Origin of the sequence: Pseudomonas sp. GM18 (genome assembly GCF_000282195.1) — a bacterium.
Lineage (GTDB): Bacteria > Pseudomonadota > Gammaproteobacteria > Pseudomonadales > Pseudomonadaceae > Aquipseudomonas.
This window is the reverse complement of the sequence record NZ_AKJT01000070.1, coordinates 1-15,539: the sequence shown is the minus strand read 5'-3', so window position 1 is coordinate 15,539 and position 15,539 is coordinate 1. Positions and strand designations below refer to the sequence as shown.

General features: G+C 59.9%; 11 protein-coding genes and 2 tRNA genes. 9 read left to right on the top strand and 4 right to left on the bottom strand.

Annotated features, from left to right (window positions below):
* Positions 1-122: 122 nt before the first annotated feature.
* Positions 123-2,057, top strand: coding sequence for a methyl-accepting chemotaxis protein (locus tag PMI21_RS10500; protein ID WP_007939584.1), 1,935 nt, complete (start codon positions 123-125; stop codon positions 2,055-2,057).
* Positions 2,058-2,105: 48 nt separating this feature from the next.
* Here the strand turns inward: PMI21_RS10500 and PMI21_RS10505 are convergent, their stop codons facing one another.
* The 4 genes from PMI21_RS10505 to PMI21_RS10520 form a co-directional block, all read right to left on the bottom strand.
* Positions 2,106-3,671 (bottom strand): ABC transporter permease, encoded by a 1,566-nt coding sequence (locus PMI21_RS10505; protein ID WP_007939583.1) that lies wholly within the window; start codon positions 3,669-3,671, stop codon positions 2,106-2,108.
* The gene (locus tag PMI21_RS10510) at positions 3,671-4,681 is read right to left on the bottom strand and encodes an extracellular solute-binding protein (protein WP_007939582.1); all 1,011 of its coding nucleotides are present in this window, start codon (positions 4,679-4,681) and stop codon (positions 3,671-3,673) included. Before PMI21_RS10510 ends, PMI21_RS10505 begins: the two co-directional genes overlap by 1 nt.
* Positions 4,682-4,915: 234 nt before the next feature.
* Positions 4,916-5,002: transfer RNA gene (locus tag PMI21_RS10515), tRNA-Leu, on the bottom strand.
* Positions 5,003-5,166: 164 nt separating this feature from the next.
* Positions 5,167-5,253, bottom strand: a tRNA-Leu gene (locus PMI21_RS10520).
* 226 nt (positions 5,254-5,479) lie between these two features.
* On the opposite strand from PMI21_RS10520, the gene rnr reads away from it, so the two are divergent.
* The 8 genes from rnr (at position 5,480) to PMI21_RS10560 (ending at position 15,405) form a co-directional block, all read left to right on the top strand.
* Positions 5,480-8,119 carry a ribonuclease R gene (gene rnr / locus PMI21_RS10525; protein WP_007939581.1) on the top strand — a complete coding sequence of 880 codons (2,640 nt, stop codon included), beginning with the start codon at positions 5,480-5,482 and terminating at the stop codon, positions 8,117-8,119.
* Entirely contained in the window at positions 8,116-8,877 is a 762-nt protein-coding gene (gene rlmB, locus PMI21_RS10530; RefSeq protein ID WP_007939580.1) for a 23S rRNA (guanosine(2251)-2'-O)-methyltransferase RlmB, read from the top strand. Before rnr ends, rlmB begins: the two co-directional genes overlap by 4 nt.
* Positions 8,878-9,203: 326 nt before the next feature.
* Positions 9,204-9,626 (top strand): 30S ribosomal protein S6, encoded by a 423-nt coding sequence (rpsF, locus tag PMI21_RS10535; RefSeq protein WP_007939579.1) that lies wholly within the window; start codon positions 9,204-9,206, stop codon positions 9,624-9,626.
* A gap of 28 nt (positions 9,627-9,654) precedes the next feature.
* On the top strand, positions 9,655-9,885 hold the full coding sequence (gene rpsR, locus PMI21_RS10540) for a 30S ribosomal protein S18 (RefSeq protein WP_002551829.1): 231 nt from the start codon (positions 9,655-9,657) through the stop codon (positions 9,883-9,885).
* A 36-nt stretch (positions 9,886-9,921) separates the two neighbouring features.
* On the top strand, positions 9,922-10,815 hold the full coding sequence (locus PMI21_RS10545; RefSeq protein WP_007939578.1) for a hypothetical protein: 894 nt from the start codon (positions 9,922-9,924) through the stop codon (positions 10,813-10,815).
* A 19-nt stretch (positions 10,816-10,834) separates the two neighbouring features.
* Entirely contained in the window at positions 10,835-11,281 is a 447-nt protein-coding gene (gene rplI, locus PMI21_RS10550; protein ID WP_007939577.1) for a 50S ribosomal protein L9, read from the top strand.
* A 136-nt stretch (positions 11,282-11,417) separates the two neighbouring features.
* Positions 11,418-12,815, top strand: coding sequence for a replicative DNA helicase (dnaB, locus tag PMI21_RS10555; protein ID WP_007939576.1), 1,398 nt, complete (start codon positions 11,418-11,420; stop codon positions 12,813-12,815).
* 286 nt (positions 12,816-13,101) lie between these two features.
* On the top strand, positions 13,102-15,405 hold the full coding sequence (locus tag PMI21_RS10560; protein WP_007939575.1) for a YgiQ family radical SAM protein: 2,304 nt from the start codon (positions 13,102-13,104) through the stop codon (positions 15,403-15,405).
* The last annotated feature ends 134 nt before the right edge of the window (positions 15,406-15,539 follow it).

Below are 15,539 nucleotides of genomic sequence, written 5' to 3'. Positions count from 1 at the left end.
AACACAAAGGCCCCTTAATCGGGGCCTTTGTCGTTTATGCCTGTTGGACGGCATGACCTTTGCTGTGAATATCGCCTTCAGAATGCCATCAATTTAATGGCGTTAAAGTAGAGGGATTTCCTGTGTCGGCCGTTCTCTCACTGTTACAAAGCCGTTTGTTGCGGCCCGTGTTCGTTACCCTTGGTATCGCCCTTTTGGTGCAGGTTTTGGTGGCTGTCGCTCTGACCCGGAGCACGGTGACTGCACTGGAAGCTGATCTGGGCGTGCGCCTGAGCGCCGATGGCCAAAAGCTCTCCGGTGAGCTTGAGCAAGCCGGGCGTGAAGTCACGTCGAGCCTGGATAACCTGTCCAGCAGTACCCGTCAGCGCCTGACTGCCGGGCTGTCTTCGCGTCTGAAAGACGAGCAGGCTCAACTGCGTACGACGCTGGAGAAGGACCTGAAGGAATCGGCCAACGACATGGCGCAACTTCTGGCCTCGGTCGCACCCCGCGCCATGTGGGACAGCGACATTCCCACCCTGTCTGAATTCGCTCGCCGCGCCCAGCGCAATCCCAACGTGCTGTTCGTGGTCTATGACGACGCCACGGGCCAGCACCTGACGCGCTACCTCAACCGGGAGAACCCGATCAACAAGATGCTTCTGGAGAAAGGCCAGGGCGAGCGGGCGCTGGACAAGGTGCTGGATGCAGCGAAGAGCGATCCGTCGGTCTACTACCTCGAAGCCTCGATCAGTCCCAATGGCGTGGAAATCGGCAAGGTCTTGATGGGGGTCTCAACGGCCTCCGTGGAAACCGATCTGGCGGCGCTGGACAAGCGCTTCTCGGCGCTGATCGCCAGCAGCGATCAATTGGTGGGTGACAGCCTCAAAGGCGCGGCGGCCGACAGCGCAACGGCGATGCGCGGGCGTCTGCAGTCGGCGCAGTCCACTGCTTCTGAAATGAAAGCCAACACCACGGGCGCCGTGCAGGAAGCCGCGGGAGCTTTGCGCTGGCGCATCGGCATGGGGCTGGCGGTGGTGGGTTTCGGTGTGCTGCTGTTACTGGCGGTAGTGCTGGGACGTCGAGTGGTCAATCGCCTGAAAATGCTCATTGTCGCGATGGATGACCTGGCAGCGGGTGAGGGCGATCTGACCAAGCGCGTGCAGATCAACAGCCAGGATGAGATCGGCGACATGGCCTCGGCGGTCAATCGCTTTGTGGATAAGTTGCAGCCAATCGTGCGTGAGGCGGGCGATGTGGCCCAGCGTACCGGCGTGGAAATCGGCGCCATGACCCTGCGTAATGCCGGTGCCGATGCGGCGGCTGGCATGCAGCGCGATGAAGTGGCCGAAAGCCTGCGCGCGTTGTCGCAAATGGCTGACGAGGCTCAGTCTGAAAGCCACGCCATGCAGGCCGCTTTGCAGCAGGTGGTGGGCATTCGTCAGGCCACGGATGAGAACACCCGGACTTCGGCGAAAGTCGGCAGCTTGATCGAGGCATTGGCTGGACAAGTCGACACCGGCGCGAAAGTCATCGAGCGCCTGGCGCAACAGAGTGAGCAGATTGAAGTGGTTCTGACGGTGATTCACGGGATCGCCGAACAAACCAACTTGCTGGCGCTGAACGCGGCCATTGAGGCAGCGCGTGCCGGCGAGACCGGTCGCGGGTTTGCCGTGGTGGCGGACGAGGTGCGGGCGCTGGCGAGCAAGACGCAGAGCTCCACCGGCGATATTCAGGCGCACATCGTTGCGCTGCAGCAGGGCGCGCGTGAGGCTGTTGCGGCAATCGGGCAGGCTGGGCGTCAGGCCAGTGAGGGTTTGCTGGTGTTGCGCGACAGTGCGCGGTTGCAGCAATCGGTGCAGGCGTCGGTCGAGCAGGTGCATGCGGCGATCGGTCTGGCGACCCAGGCCGCGGCGCATCAGGCGCAAGGTGCGCAGGCTGTGCGTGGGCGGGTTGAGACTATTCATGCTCAAGCTGAGAAAGCAGCTCAGGCAGTGGTGGAGACCACGGCCAGTGGCAAGGTGCTGGATGGGTTGGCGGCGCAGTTGAAGGCGAGCCTGGGGCAGTTCAGGGCGTAATGTGTTGTAAGAGCTGACGCCATCGCGGGCTTGCTCGCGATGGCGGTCTCAGCGACTCAAATACATCCGCGTCGTCAGCAGGTACACCGGCAACCCCGATACTAATATCAACAACGCCGCATAAGGCGCCGCCGCCGCAAACTCCACATTCGCGGTATGCGCCCAGACTTCCGTCGCCAATGTATTGAGCCCGGTCGGGCTCAGCAGCAGCGTCGCCGTCAGTTCCTTCATTGCATCCAGAAACACCAGCGCAAACGCTGCGCCCAGGGCGGGAAAGATGATGGGCAGAGTCACCCGGCAAAACGCGCTGAAAGACGACGCCCCCAGCGTGCGTGCGGCCTCTTCCAATTGCGGCGCGGCCTTGTTCAGTGCCGTACGAATCGGTGCCTGCGCCAGTGGCAGAAACAACAGCGCATAAGCAATCAGCAGCAGCGCCGAGGTTTGGTACAGCACTGGCACATAATGCAGGGCGAAATACACCAGGGTCAGCGCAATCACCAATCCCGGCAGTGCATGCAGCAGATACGGCAAGCGCTCGGCCCAGATTGCCAGTCGGCCCTTATGGCGCACCACCAGCAACCCCACCGGTACTGCCAGCACCAGGCACAGCGCTGCTCCGCCGAGCGAAAGCGCCAGCGATGACAGCAATGCCTCGCTGATCGCGGCCACCGGGAACGCCGCCGACGAGCCCACCATCAGCCAGTACGCCAGCATTCCCAGTGGAATGCCGCTGCCGACGATCGCCAGCACCAAGCAGTAAAGCTGTCCACCAGTTGCCCACGGCCCCAGGCGAACCTGCTCCGCATGCCGCGCAGCGCCCTGGCCGGTACGTACGTGTCGGCCTTTGCCACGCACGCGCAACTCAAGCCATAGCAGCACCAGGCACAGCGCCAGCAACACCGCAGAAAGCATTGCCGCATTGGCATTGCTGAATTCCAGTTCGAACTGCTGATAGATCGCCGTGGTAAAGGTTTGCAGGCCGATGATCGACAGTGCGCCGAACTCCACCAGCATGTGCAGCGCAATCAGCAGTGAACCGGCCAGCAGTGACGGCCAGAGCAGGGGCAGGGTGATTTTGAAGAATACGCCCCAACGATTCTGCCCCAGGGTCCGGGCAGACTCTTCAAGAGATGGATCGAGATTGCGCAGCGTTGCCGCAACCGGCAGAAAGATCAGCGGGTACTTGGACAGGGTCATCACCAGAATCGCCCCGCCCAGGCCTTCGAAGTGAGCGCTCAGGGACACCCAGGTGAAGCTGCTGACAAACGCCGGCACTGCGAACGGCAGACACAGGATCACGCCCCATAACCGCCGTCCCGGCAGATTGCTGCGCTCCAGCAGCCAGGCGAGTGACAAGCCAATTACCCCGCAGGCCAATGTGACGCCCAGCATCAGCGCCAGGGTATTGCGCAGCAGGCCAAACACGTAGGGCCGCCACAACAGATGCAGCGCCTCGGCCCAGCCGACTTGCCAGGTTTTGAGGCCGACATAGGCCAGCGGCAACAGGCTGAGTACCACCAGTAGCAGAACCGGTAGCAGCAGCCAGATCGATGGCCGCTTGCGCCGTGGCATGTAGCCCCCGCGCGAGGCGGGGGCGGATAGCGAGGCGCTCATCAGTTCAAGCCAACGTCGCGTTCCAGGTCCAGGGCTTCTTCGGCGTTGCCGAGGTCGGCCGGTGTGACGTTCGGTGCTTGCAGTTCACTGAACGGCTTGAGACCGCGTTCCGATGCCATGCCCTTGTGCAGCGGGTATTCGGCGGTGGTCTGGGTGATCACGCGCTGACCTTCTTCGCTGGCCATGTAGGCGAGCAATTGCTGGGCTTCTTTTGGATGTTTGCTGGATTTCAGTACGCCAGCGCTGGAAACGGTGATCAGTCCACCGACGTCGCCACCGGTGAAGTAATGCAGTTTCGAGTCGAGCTGGCCTTTTTCACGCTGCAAGGCGAACCAGTAATAGTTGTTCACCAATACGGTGGCGACCTCGCCATTTTCCACGGCTTTCAGTGCAACCATGTTGTTGCTGTAGGTTTTGCCGAACGCGCGCAGGCCGGTCAGCCATTCTTCGGCGGCGTCCATCCCGTGGACTTTGATAATCGCCACGGCCTGTTCCTGGAAGGCGCCGCTGGAAGGCACGAAGCCGACCTTGCCTTGCCATTTCGGATCGGAGAATCCCATCACTGACTTGGGCAGGTCTTTCTCGTCGATCAGTTTAGGGTTGAAGGCGATGACCCGGACCCGCGCGGTGATGCCGATCCAGGTGCCGTTGCCGGCAACGTAGTCCTTGGGCAGGACTTCGAGCGTGGCGGCATCGGCTTTCGCCAGCAGGCCTTGTTCGCCGAGCTTGTTCAGCGGTGGCGATTCTTCGGTGTAGATCACATCGGCGGGGGAGCGATCGCCTTCTTCGACGATCTGGCTGGCGAGTTGGTTGCTGCTGCCCTTGCGTACATTGACGTGAATCCCGGTCTTGGCTTCGAAGGCTTTGGCGACGGCGTCGCCGACTTCCTTGTGTTGACCGTTATAGAGTGTCAGGGAAACCGGGGCGGCGGCTTGGGTGAGGGGAGTGGCGAGTGTCAGGCCGAGCAGGGTGATGGTCAGGCCGCGGCGCAGGGTATTTCGAAGCATCATTCGCAGGGTTCCTCACTGGCGCATTGCAAAAACTTGAAACAATGATAAACGATATTGTTTCTCAAGTGCGCCTTGCAGGGTGGGTGAGGGGTTTGCTAACGAGGTCTCGGACGCAACACTTGACCCTGTAGGAGGCCGTCCTGAAATGTTCATGGGATTTTCAAAGGCCAGAAACGCAAAAACCCGCTTTCGCGGGTTTTTGTGAAATTCAAGATCGTGACCTTGAATTTGAATTGGTGCCCAGAAGAAGACTCGAACTTCCACGACCTTGCGGTCACCAGCACCTGAAGCTGGCGTGTCTACCAATTTCACCATCTGGGCATGATCTTCAGCGTTGCCGCTGTTGATGTGGCGCACTATACGGAGAGCATTTTGATCTGTAAACCCCTGATTTAATTTTAATAATTCAGAAGCTTAGAATGCAAAAACCCGCTTTCGCGGGTTTTTGTGTGAGCCTTGAAATTGATCTAATCTCAGCTCTAAATTGGTGCCCAGAAGAAGACTCGAACTTCCACGACCTTGCGGTCACCAGCACCTGAAGCTGGCGTGTCTACCAATTTCACCATCTGGGCAGTATCGGCAGCGCTAGTGCGTCGTCGATGGCGCGCACTATACGGAGCGTCTTTTTAACTGTAAACCCCTGTCATCAAAAAAACCTGGAAAATTTTACCGACGGCATTCAAATCAGCTTTGCGGTGTCGATAAAGGGCTTTAGATGGGCTGTCACAGCCTGAAATTTCCCGTTTCATTACGCCTATGCCAAACTAACCCGCATATAGACAAGGTGAAAACTCTCTAATGGCCGATTGGCAGTCCCTCGATCCCGAGGCCGCTCGTGAAGCGGAAAAATATGAAAACCCTATTCCTAGCCGCGAACTGATCCTTCAGCACCTTGCTGATCGAGGTTCGCCTGCTAACCGCGAGCAGCTGGTCGAAGAGTTTGGTCTGACCACAGAAGACCAGATCGAAGCCCTGCGCCGCCGCCTGCGCGCCATGGAGCGCGACGCTCAACTCATCTACACCCGTCGCGGCACTTATGCGCCGGTGGACAAGCTCGACCTGATCCTGGGTCGCATCAGCGGTCACCGTGACGGCTTCGGCTTCCTGGTCCCGGACGACGGCAGTGACGACCTGTTCATGAGCCCGGCGCAAATGCGCCTGGTGTTCGATGGCGACCGTGCCCTGGCACGCGTTTCCGGCCTCGACCGTCGCGGTCGGCGCGAAGGCATGATCGTCGAAGTGGTGTCTCGTGCCCATGAGAGCATCGTCGGTCGTTACTTCGAAGAGGGCGGTATCGGTTTCGTCGTCGCGGACAATCCGAAGATCCAGCAAGAAGTGCTGGTGACGCCGGGCCGCAACGCCAACGCGCAGATCGGTCAGTTCGTCGAAGTGAAGATCACTCACTGGCCGACGCCACGCTTCCAGCCGCAAGGCGACGTGGTCGAGGTCGTGGGCAACTACATGGCGCCGGGCATGGAAATCGATGTTGCCCTGCGCACCTACGATATTCCGCACGTCTGGCCTGAAGCGGTCTTGAAAGAAGCCGCCAAGCTCAAGCCTGAAGTCGAAGAGAAAGACAAAGAGAAGCGCATCGACTTGCGTCATCTGCCGTTCGTGACCATCGACGGCGAAGATGCGCGTGACTTCGATGACGCGGTCTACTGCGAAGCCAAACCGGGCAAGCTGCGCCTGTTCTCCGGTGGCTGGAAGTTGTACGTGGCGATCGCCGACGTTTCCAGCTACGTGAAAATCGGTTCGGCGCTGGATAACGAGTCCCAGGTTCGTGGCAACTCGGTGTACTTCCCCGAGCGCGTGGTGCCGATGCTGCCTGAGCAGTTGTCCAACGGCCTGTGTTCGCTGAACCCGCACGTCGATCGCCTGGCCATGGTTTGCGAGATGACTATCTCCAAATCCGGCGAAATGACCGACTACTGCTTCTACGAAGCGGTGATTCACTCCCATGCCCGCCTGACCTATAACAAAGTCAGCACCATGCTGGAGACGCCGAAAGTCACCGAAGCGCGTCAGCTGCGTGGTGAATACACCAACGTTCTGCCGCACCTCAAGCAGCTGTACTCGCTGTACAAGGTTCTGCTGGCGGCCCGTCACGTGCGCGGCGCGATCGATTTCGAAACGCAGGAAACCCGAATCATCTTCGGTTCCGAGCGCAAGATTGCCGAAATTCGTCCAACCGTTCGCAACGATGCTCACAAGTTGATTGAGGAATGCATGTTGGCGGCCAACGTGGCCACCGCCGAATTCCTGAAAAAGCACGAAATTCCTGCGCTGTATCGCGTCCACGACGGCCCGCCGCCGGAGCGTCTGGAAAAACTGCGCGCCTTCCTCGGCGAGCTCGGCCTGTCCCTGCACAAAGGCAAGGACGGTCCGTCGCCGAAGGATTACCAGGCTTTGCTCGCGGGCATCAAGGATCGTCCGGATTTCCACCTGATCCAGACCGTCATGCTGCGCTCGTTGAGTCAAGCGGTGTACAGCGCCGATAACCAGGGTCACTTCGGCCTGAATTACGAAGCCTATACCCACTTCACTTCGCCGATTCGCCGCTACCCGGACTTGCTCACGCACCGGGCGATTCGCAGCGTCATCCATTCGAAAATGGATACCCCGCACGTTCGCCGTGCCGGCGCGATGACCATTCCGAAAGCGCGGATCTATCCGTACGACGAAGCGACCCTGGAGCAGCTCGGCGAGCAGTGCTCGATGAGCGAGCGCCGTGCCGACGAAGCGACCCGCGACGTAGTGAACTGGCTCAAGTGCGAGTTCATGAAGGACCGCGTGGGCGAATCCTTCCCGGGTGTGATCACCGCCGTGACCGGTTTCGGCCTGTTCGTCGAACTGACCGATATTTACGTCGAAGGCCTTGTGCATGTCACCGCGCTACCGGGCGACTACTACCACTTCGATCCTGTGCACCACCGCCTCGCCGGTGAGCGTACCGGTCGTAGCTTCCGCCTGGGCGACACCGTTGAAGTGCGCGTGATGCGCGTCGACCTCGACGAGCGCAAGATCGACTTCGAGATGGCCGAAAAAACCATCAGCGCACCGATCGGTCGCAAAAAGCGCGGCACTGAAACCGCAGCGCCTGCTGCCGCTACTACAAAATCGGCTGTCGAGCCGGCGCCGGCCAAAGCCGGGCGTCGTCCTGCCAAGGAAAAGGCCGTCGAGGCCTATCGCCCGAGCGATGCCGCGGCAAAAAATGCCGAGTTGCGCAAAAGTCGTGAAATGAAACAGGCGTTGCTGTCTGAAGCGAAAAGCGGCGGTAAAGCGGCGTCTGGGGGAAAGACCGGGCGGTCGGCGCCTGACAAGGCCTCCGGCGGCAAACCAGCCAAGCCAAGTAAACACCGTAAAGGCCCGCCAAAAGCGGGTTCCGCTCCAGCCGCCAGAAGCGGCGGGGCGCGTAAACCTAAGGCCAAGTCATGAGTCAGTTGGAAAAGATCTACGGCGTGCACGCGGTAGAAGCGTTGCTGCGTCACCACCCAAAACGCGTCAAGCAGATCTGGCTGGCTGAAGGCCGCAGTGATCCGCGGGTTCAGACGCTGATCGAACTCGCTGCGGAAAATCGCGTGGCCGTCGGTCAGGCTGAGCGTCGTGAGCTGGACGCCTGGGTTGAAGGCGTGCACCAGGGCGTGGTGGCGGACGTGAGCCCGAGCCAGGTCTGGGGCGAGGCGATGCTCGACGAGTTGCTCGATCGCACCGAAGGCGCACCGTTGCTGCTGGTGCTCGACGGCGTGACCGATCCGCACAACCTCGGCGCTTGCCTGCGTTCGGCCGATGCGGCCGGCGCGCTGGCGGTGATCGTGCCGAAGGACAAGTCAGCCACGCTGACCCCGACGGTTCGAAAGGTTGCCTGTGGTGCGGCGGAAGTGATTCCGTTGGTTGCCGTGACCAACCTGGCGCGCACCCTGGAAAAACTCAAGCAGCGCGGCTTGTGGGTCGTCGGTACGGCGGGCGAGGCTGAGCAGGATCTGTATCAACAGGACCTGACCGGCCCGACCATCCTGATCATGGGGGCCGAAGGTAGTGGCATGCGCCGCCTGACTCGCGACCTTTGCGACTATCTGGTGCGCCTGCCGATGGCTGGCAGCGTCAGCAGCCTCAACGTGTCCGTCGCCACCGGTGTCTGCCTGTTCGAAGCGCTGCGCCAGCGCGGCGTCAAAGCCGCCGGCAAAAAGTCCTGACACAACCCGTATAACCCCTACAACCCCGTAGGAGCGGTGTAGGAGCTGTCGAGTGAAACGAGGCTGCGATCTTTTGACTTTGATTTTTTACAATCAAAAGATCGCAGCCTCGTTTCACTCGACAGCTCCTACAGGGGGGCTTCAGGTTGAAGTGATTGTTCAAATAATCACCAATTGCCTTGCGCCTCTCTCGAGCCTTCTCTACAATTGCGCCCCTTGCTGTGACGGCAGGCACGCATGTGTCTATCGCAAGCAAGTCCATAAGTGTCATTCACTCCTTGTCTGACCGCTTTTGAGCGGCAGGCTACAACCCGTAAGGAGCATTCATGCGTCATTACGAAATCATCTTTTTGGTCCACCCGGATCAAAGCGAGCAAGTCGGCGGCATGGTTGAGCGTTACACCAAGCTGATCGAAGAAGACGGCGGCAAAATCCACCGTCTGGAAGATTGGGGCCGTCGTCAACTGGCCTACGCAATCAACAATGTTCACAAGGCTCACTACGTGATGCTGAACGTTGAGTGCACTGGCAAGGCCCTGGCCGAGCTGGAAGACAACTTCCGCTACAACGATGCAGTGATCCGTAACCTGGTCATCCGTCGCGAAGAAGCCGTTACCGGCCAATCCGAGATGCTCAAGGCTGAAGAAAACCGCAGTGAGCGCCGTGAGCGTCGCGACCGTCCTGAGCACTCCGACGCTGAAGGCGTTGACAGTGATGACAGCGACAACAGCGATAACGCTGACGAGTAATCCACGGACCTTTTGAGGAGCCTATTACATGGCACGTTTCTTCCGTCGTCGTAAATTCTGCCGCTTCACCGCTGAAGACGTGAAAGAGATCGATTACAAAGATCTCAACACTCTGAAAGCTTACGTATCCGAGACCGGCAAAATCGTTCCAAGCCGCATCACCGGTACCAAAGCACGTTATCAGCGTCAGCTGGCCACCGCTATCAAGCGCGCCCGCTTCCTGGCCCTGCTGGCCTACACCGACAGCCACGGCCGCTGAGACCGGGCAGTCGACACGTAGCAAAGGATTGAATGCATGCGCGCCTTAGCTGAGTTCATCATGCGCGGCCGTATGCAGGCCACTCTGGTAGTGGCTGGATGCGCAACATTGCCGTTGTTGTATTGGTTGGGTGCTGCCGCCGGATGCCTTGTGCTCCTGCGGCGCGGATTGAAGGACGCCGTTGGCGTACTTGCTCTGGGACTGCTGCCGGCGTTGATCTGGTGGCTTTACTCCGACGACCCACGGGCACTTCTGGTGCTGCTGGGGTCTTCGAGCCTTGCGTTGGTTTTGCGCGCAAGCGAGTCCTGGAACCGTGTGCTGCTGGTCAGCATAGCGATGGGATTGGTGTTTTCAGTGGTGCTGGGGGCGGCTTTTGCGCCCCAGATCGAGATGCTGGCGCAGGCTTTGATAAAAGTCATGCCGTCGCTACTCGGTGATGTCTACCAGCAATTGTCGGTAGACGAGCAAGCGCGCTTTGCGTCCCTGATTGCACCGGTCCTGACCGGCCTGATTGCGGCCTTGTTGCAAATCGTCAGTGTGCTGAGCCTGATTGTCGGGCGCTACTGGCAGGCGTTGTTGTACAACCCGGGTGGTTTTGGTCGCGAGTTTCGCGCCATCCGAATCCCGCTGGGACCGGCGATGTTGCTGCTGGCGTTAATGCTTCTGGGGCCAAATCTTGGCCCGCAGATGGCCATGTTGACGCCGTTGTGCAGCGTACCGCTGGTGTTCGCCGGGCTGGCCCTGATTCACGGGCTGGTGGCGCAAAAGCGACTGGCCAGGTTCTGGCTGGTGGGGTTGTACGTCACGCTGTTGCTGTTCATGCAGCTGATCTATCCGTTGCTGGTGGTCTTGGCCATCGTCGACAGCCTGATTGATTTTCGCGGTCGTTCGGCACCGAAAGATGCCGATAGCGCGAACGGTGAAGGTTAAAAGTTAAGAGGATTTTCACATGCAACTGATCCTTCTGGAAAAAGTCACCAACCTGGGCAACCTGGGTGACAAAGTGAACGTTAAGGCTGGTTACGGTCGTAACTACCTGCTGCCATACGGCAAAGCTACCGCTGCGACCCCAGCCAACCTGGCTGCGTTCGAAGAGCGTCGCGCTGAGCTGGAAAAAGCCGCAGCAGACCGTAAAGCATCGGCTGAAAGCCGCGCCGCCCAACTGGCTGAGCTGGAAGTGACTATCACTGCCACCGCTGGTGACGAAGGCAAGCTGTTCGGTTCGATCGGCACCCACGACATCGCTGATGCACTGACCGCCTCTGGCGTTGAAGTTGCAAAAAGCGAAGTTCGTCTGCCGAACGGCACCATCCGCAACGTAGGCGAATTCGACGTAGCCGTGCACCTGCACGCCGAAGTTGAAGCCACCGTACGCGTTGTCGTGGTAGCAGCTTAAGCAGCACTTGTCGGCTGGCACCCTCGGGTGCTTGCCGGTAACATCGGGCACGATCCTGTTTACAGGTCGTGCCCTTTGTCTTTCTGCAGTTCCTGATTTTCACAACCCCTGCTTTTCCTGAATAAACCAAGTGGCCATGAACGATATCTCCGCTCCCGAGCAATACGATCTGCAAACCGCTGCCCTGAAGGTGCCGCCGCACTCCATCGAGGCCGAACAGGCCGTGCTCGGTGGTCTGATGCTGGACAACAACGCCTGGGAGCGCGTGCTCGATCAAGTCTCCGACGGCGATTTCTATCGGCATGACCACCGCCTGATCTTCCGGGCCATCGCCAAACTGGCGGACCAGAACCAACCGATCGACGTCGTGACCCTGGCCGAGCAATTGGACAAGGAAGGTCAGACATCCCAGGTCGGCGGTCTCGGTTACCTCGGCGAACTGGCAAAAAACACGCCGTCCGTCGCCAACATCAAAGCCTATGCCCAGATCGTTCGCGAGCGGGCAACCCTGCGCCAGTTGATCGGCATCAGTACCGAAATCGCCGACAGCGCTTTCAACCCTGAAGGCCGCACCGCCGCCGAGATTCTCGACGAGGCCGAACGGCAGATCTTCCAGATTGCCGAGGCCCGTCCGAAAACCGGCGGCCCGGTCAGCGTCAACGACCTGCTGACCAAGGCCATCGACCGCATCGACACCTTGTTCAACACTGACAACGCCATCACCGGCTTGTCTACCGGCTACACCGACCTCGACGAGAAGACCAGTGGCCTGCAACCGGCCGACCTGATCATCGTCGCCGGCCGTCCGTCCATGGGTAAAACCACCTTTGCGATGAACCTGGTGGAAAACGCCGTGCTGCGCAGCGAGAAGGCTGTCCTGGTTTACTCCCTCGAGATGCCAGGCGAATCGCTGATCATGCGTATGCTGTCGTCCCTCGGTCGAATCGACCAGACCAAGGTCCGGGCCGGTCGCCTGGAAGACGACGACTGGCCGCGCCTGACGTCGGCGGTCAACCTGCTCAACGATCGCAAGCTGTTCATCGATGACACGGCGGGTATCAGCCCGTCGGAGATGCGCGCCCGGACCCGTCGTCTGGTGCGTGAGCACGGTGAGATTGGTCTGATCATGATCGACTACCTGCAGCTGATGCAGATCCCGGGTTCCAGCGGTGATAACCGGACCAACGAGATTTCCGAGATCTCCCGGTCTCTGAAAGCGCTGGCCAAGGAATTCAACTGCCCGGTGGTGGCACTGTCCCAGCTCAACCGTTCCCTGGAACAGCGCCCGAACAAGCGACCGGTGAACTCCGACTTGCGGGAATCGGGAGCGATCGAGCAGGACGCCGACGTGATCATGTTCGTTTACCGGGACGAGGTGTATCACCCGGAAACCGAGCACAAAGGCATTGCCGAAATCATCATCGGCAAGCAGCGGAACGGCCCGATCGGCTTTATCCGCCTGGCCTTCATCGGCAAATACACCCGATTTGAAAACCTGGCGCCGGGTAGCTACAACTTCGACGATGACGAGTAACTGTGGCGAGGGCTTCTGTGGCGAGGGGGCTTGTCGGAGCGCCGCACCGCCCCGTTCGGCTGCGAAGCAGTCGTAAATCCTGAATTTGCGGTATCACAGATAAACTATGGGGGCCGCTTCGCTGCCCAACGGGGGCAAGCCCCCTCGCCACAAGGGTTATGTGTGGCCCCAGGATTTTTGCGAAAACAGCTCCACCGATTTCCGACCATAGCCGTCGGAATTGGTCAAAATTTGTGCTATATTCCGCGCCCGCGAAATTCAATGAAAGCCAACACCGGTTATCGACATGCAAGCAGCCAAGCCGTTATTTGACTATCCCAAGTACTGGGCCGAATGTTTCGGGCCAGCGCCATTCCTGCCGATGAGCAGGGAGGAGATGGATCAGCTCGGCTGGGATTCCTGCGACATCATCATCGTCACCGGTGATGCCTACGTCGACCATCCGTCGTTCGGCATGGCGATCATCGGCCGACTGCTGGAGGCCCAGGGCTTCCGCGTCGGGATCATTGCGCAGCCGAACTGGCAGTCCAAAGACGACTTCATGAAGCTTGGCGAGCCGAACCTGTTTTTCGGTGTCGCGGCCGGCAACATGGACTCGATGATCAACCGCTACACCGCCGACAAGAAAATCCGTTCCGACGACGCCTACACCCCTGGTGGCCTGGCGGGCAAACGTCCGGACCGCGCGAGCCTGGTTTACAGCCAGCGCTGCAAGGAAGCCTACAAGCACGTGCCGATTGTGCTCGGCGGCATCGAAGCCTCCCTGCGCCGCATCGCCCACTACGATTACTGGCAGGATCGGGTGCGTAACTCGATCCTGATCGACGCCTGCGCCGACATCCTGCTCTACGGCAACGCCGAGCGTGCGATCGTCGAAGTCGCCCAGCGCCTGTCCTATGGTCACAAGATCGAAGACATCACCGATGTGCGCGGCACCGCGTTCATTCGTCGTGATACGCCGCAAGGCTGGTACGAAGTCGACTCCACGCGTATCGACCGTCCGGGCAAGATCGACAAGATCATCAACCCGTACGTGAACACCCAAGACACTGCCGCTTGCGCCATCGAGCAGGAAAAAGGTCCGGTTGAGGATCCGAGCGAAGCCAAGGTCGTGCAGATCCTGGCCAGCCCGAAAATGACCCGCGACAAGACCGTGATTCGTTTGCCATCGGTTGAAAAGGTCCGTGGTGACGCCGTGCTTTACGCTCACGCCAACCGCGTGCTGCACCTGGAAACCAACCCGGGTAATGCCCGCGCACTGGTGCAGAAGCATGGCGAGGTAGACGTCTGGTTCAACCCGCCGCCGATTCCGATGACCACCGAAGAAATGGACTACGTGTTCGGCATGCCTTACGCACGCGTTCCGCACCCGGCGTACGGCAAGGAAAAGATTCCGGCCTACGAGATGATCCGTTTCTCGGTGAACATCATGCGTGGCTGTTTCGGCGGCTGTACCTTCTGCTCGATCACCGAGCACGAAGGCCGGATCATCCAGAACCGTTCCGAAGAGTCGATCATTCGCGAAATCGAAGAGATCCGCGACAAGGTACCGGGCTTCACCGGCGTCATTTCCGACCTCGGCGGCCCGACCGCGAACATGTACCGCATCGCCTGCAAGACCCCGGAAATCGAATCCGCGTGCCGCAAGCCTTCATGCGTGTTCCCTGGCATTTGCCCGAACCTCAATACCGATCACTCGTCGCTGATCCAGCTCTATCGCAGCGCCCGAGCCTTGCCCGGTGTGAAGAAGATCCTGATCGCCTCTGGCCTGCGCTACGACCTCGCGGTCGAGTCGCCGGAGTACGTCAAGGAGCTGGTGACCCACCACGTCGGTGGTTACCTGAAGATCGCCCCGGAACACACCGAGGAAGGTCCGCTCAACCAGATGATGAAACCGGGCATCGGCAGCTATGACAAGTTCAAGCGCATGTTCGAGAAGTACACCAAGGAAGCCGGGAAAGAGCAGTACCTGATTCCGTACTTCATCGCCGCTCACCCGGGCACCACCGACGAAGACATGATGAACCTGGCCCTGTGGCTCAAGGGCAACGGTTTCCGTGCCGACCAGGTGCAGGCGTTCTACCCGTCGCCGATGGCCACCGCCACCGCGATGTACCACTCGGGCAAGAACCCGCTGCGCAAGGTCACTTACAAGAGCGACGGCGTGACCATCGTCAAGAGCGAAGAGCAGCGTCGCCTGCACAAAGCGTTCTTGCGTTATCACGACCCGAAAGGCTGGCCGATGCTGCGTGAAGCGTTGACCCGCATGGGCCGCGCCGACTTGATCGGGCCGGGCAAGAACCAGTTGATCCCGTTGCATCAGCCGGCGACCGACAGCTACCAGAGCGCCCGTCGCAAGAACTCGACGCCGGCCGGTAGCCATAAAGTGGCGGGGGAAAAGACCACCAAAATCCTGACCCAGCACACCGGCCTGCCACCGCGCGCCAGCGATGGCGGCAACCCGTGGGACAAGCGCGAACAGGCCAAGGCGGCGGCATTCGCCCGCAACCAGCAGGCGGCCAAGGAGCGCAAGGACGCGGCCAAAGGCAAGGGGCCGAAGCCTGCGCGCAAGCCGGTCGTGCCGCGCTAAGCCTCGCTTGAGCTGAATAGAACGCCAACTTTCGGGTTGGCGTGATCGTTCCCACGCTCCGCGTGGGAATGCCTCAAGGGACGCTCCGCGTCCAGTGACGCGGAGCGTCACGGGCTGCATTCCCACGCAGAGCG

What these genes read in the sequence shown, in the direction of transcription:
- dnaB (WP_007939576.1), top strand. Translation starts at nt 11,418, where the DNA reads ATGAACGATATCTCCGCTCCCGAGCAATACGATCTGCAAACCGCTGCC.
- rnr (WP_007939581.1), top strand. Translation starts at nt 5,480, where the DNA reads ATGGCCGATTGGCAGTCCCTCGATCCCGAGGCCGCTCGTGAAGCGGAA.
- PMI21_RS10560 (WP_007939575.1), top strand. Translation starts at nt 13,102, where the DNA reads ATGCAAGCAGCCAAGCCGTTATTTGACTATCCCAAGTACTGGGCCGAA.
- PMI21_RS10510 (WP_007939582.1), bottom strand. Translation starts at nt 4,681, where the DNA reads ATGATGCTTCGAAATACCCTGCGCCGCGGCCTGACCATCACCCTGCTC.
- rlmB (WP_007939580.1), top strand. Translation starts at nt 8,116, where the DNA reads ATGAGTCAGTTGGAAAAGATCTACGGCGTGCACGCGGTAGAAGCGTTG.
- PMI21_RS10545 (WP_007939578.1), top strand. Translation starts at nt 9,922, where the DNA reads ATGCGCGCCTTAGCTGAGTTCATCATGCGCGGCCGTATGCAGGCCACT.
- PMI21_RS10505 (WP_007939583.1), bottom strand. Translation starts at nt 3,671, where the DNA reads ATGAGCGCCTCGCTATCCGCCCCCGCCTCGCGCGGGGGCTACATGCCA.
- rplI (WP_007939577.1), top strand. Translation starts at nt 10,835, where the DNA reads ATGCAACTGATCCTTCTGGAAAAAGTCACCAACCTGGGCAACCTGGGT.
- rpsR (WP_002551829.1), top strand. Translation starts at nt 9,655, where the DNA reads ATGGCACGTTTCTTCCGTCGTCGTAAATTCTGCCGCTTCACCGCTGAA.
- rpsF (WP_007939579.1), top strand. Translation starts at nt 9,204, where the DNA reads ATGCGTCATTACGAAATCATCTTTTTGGTCCACCCGGATCAAAGCGAG.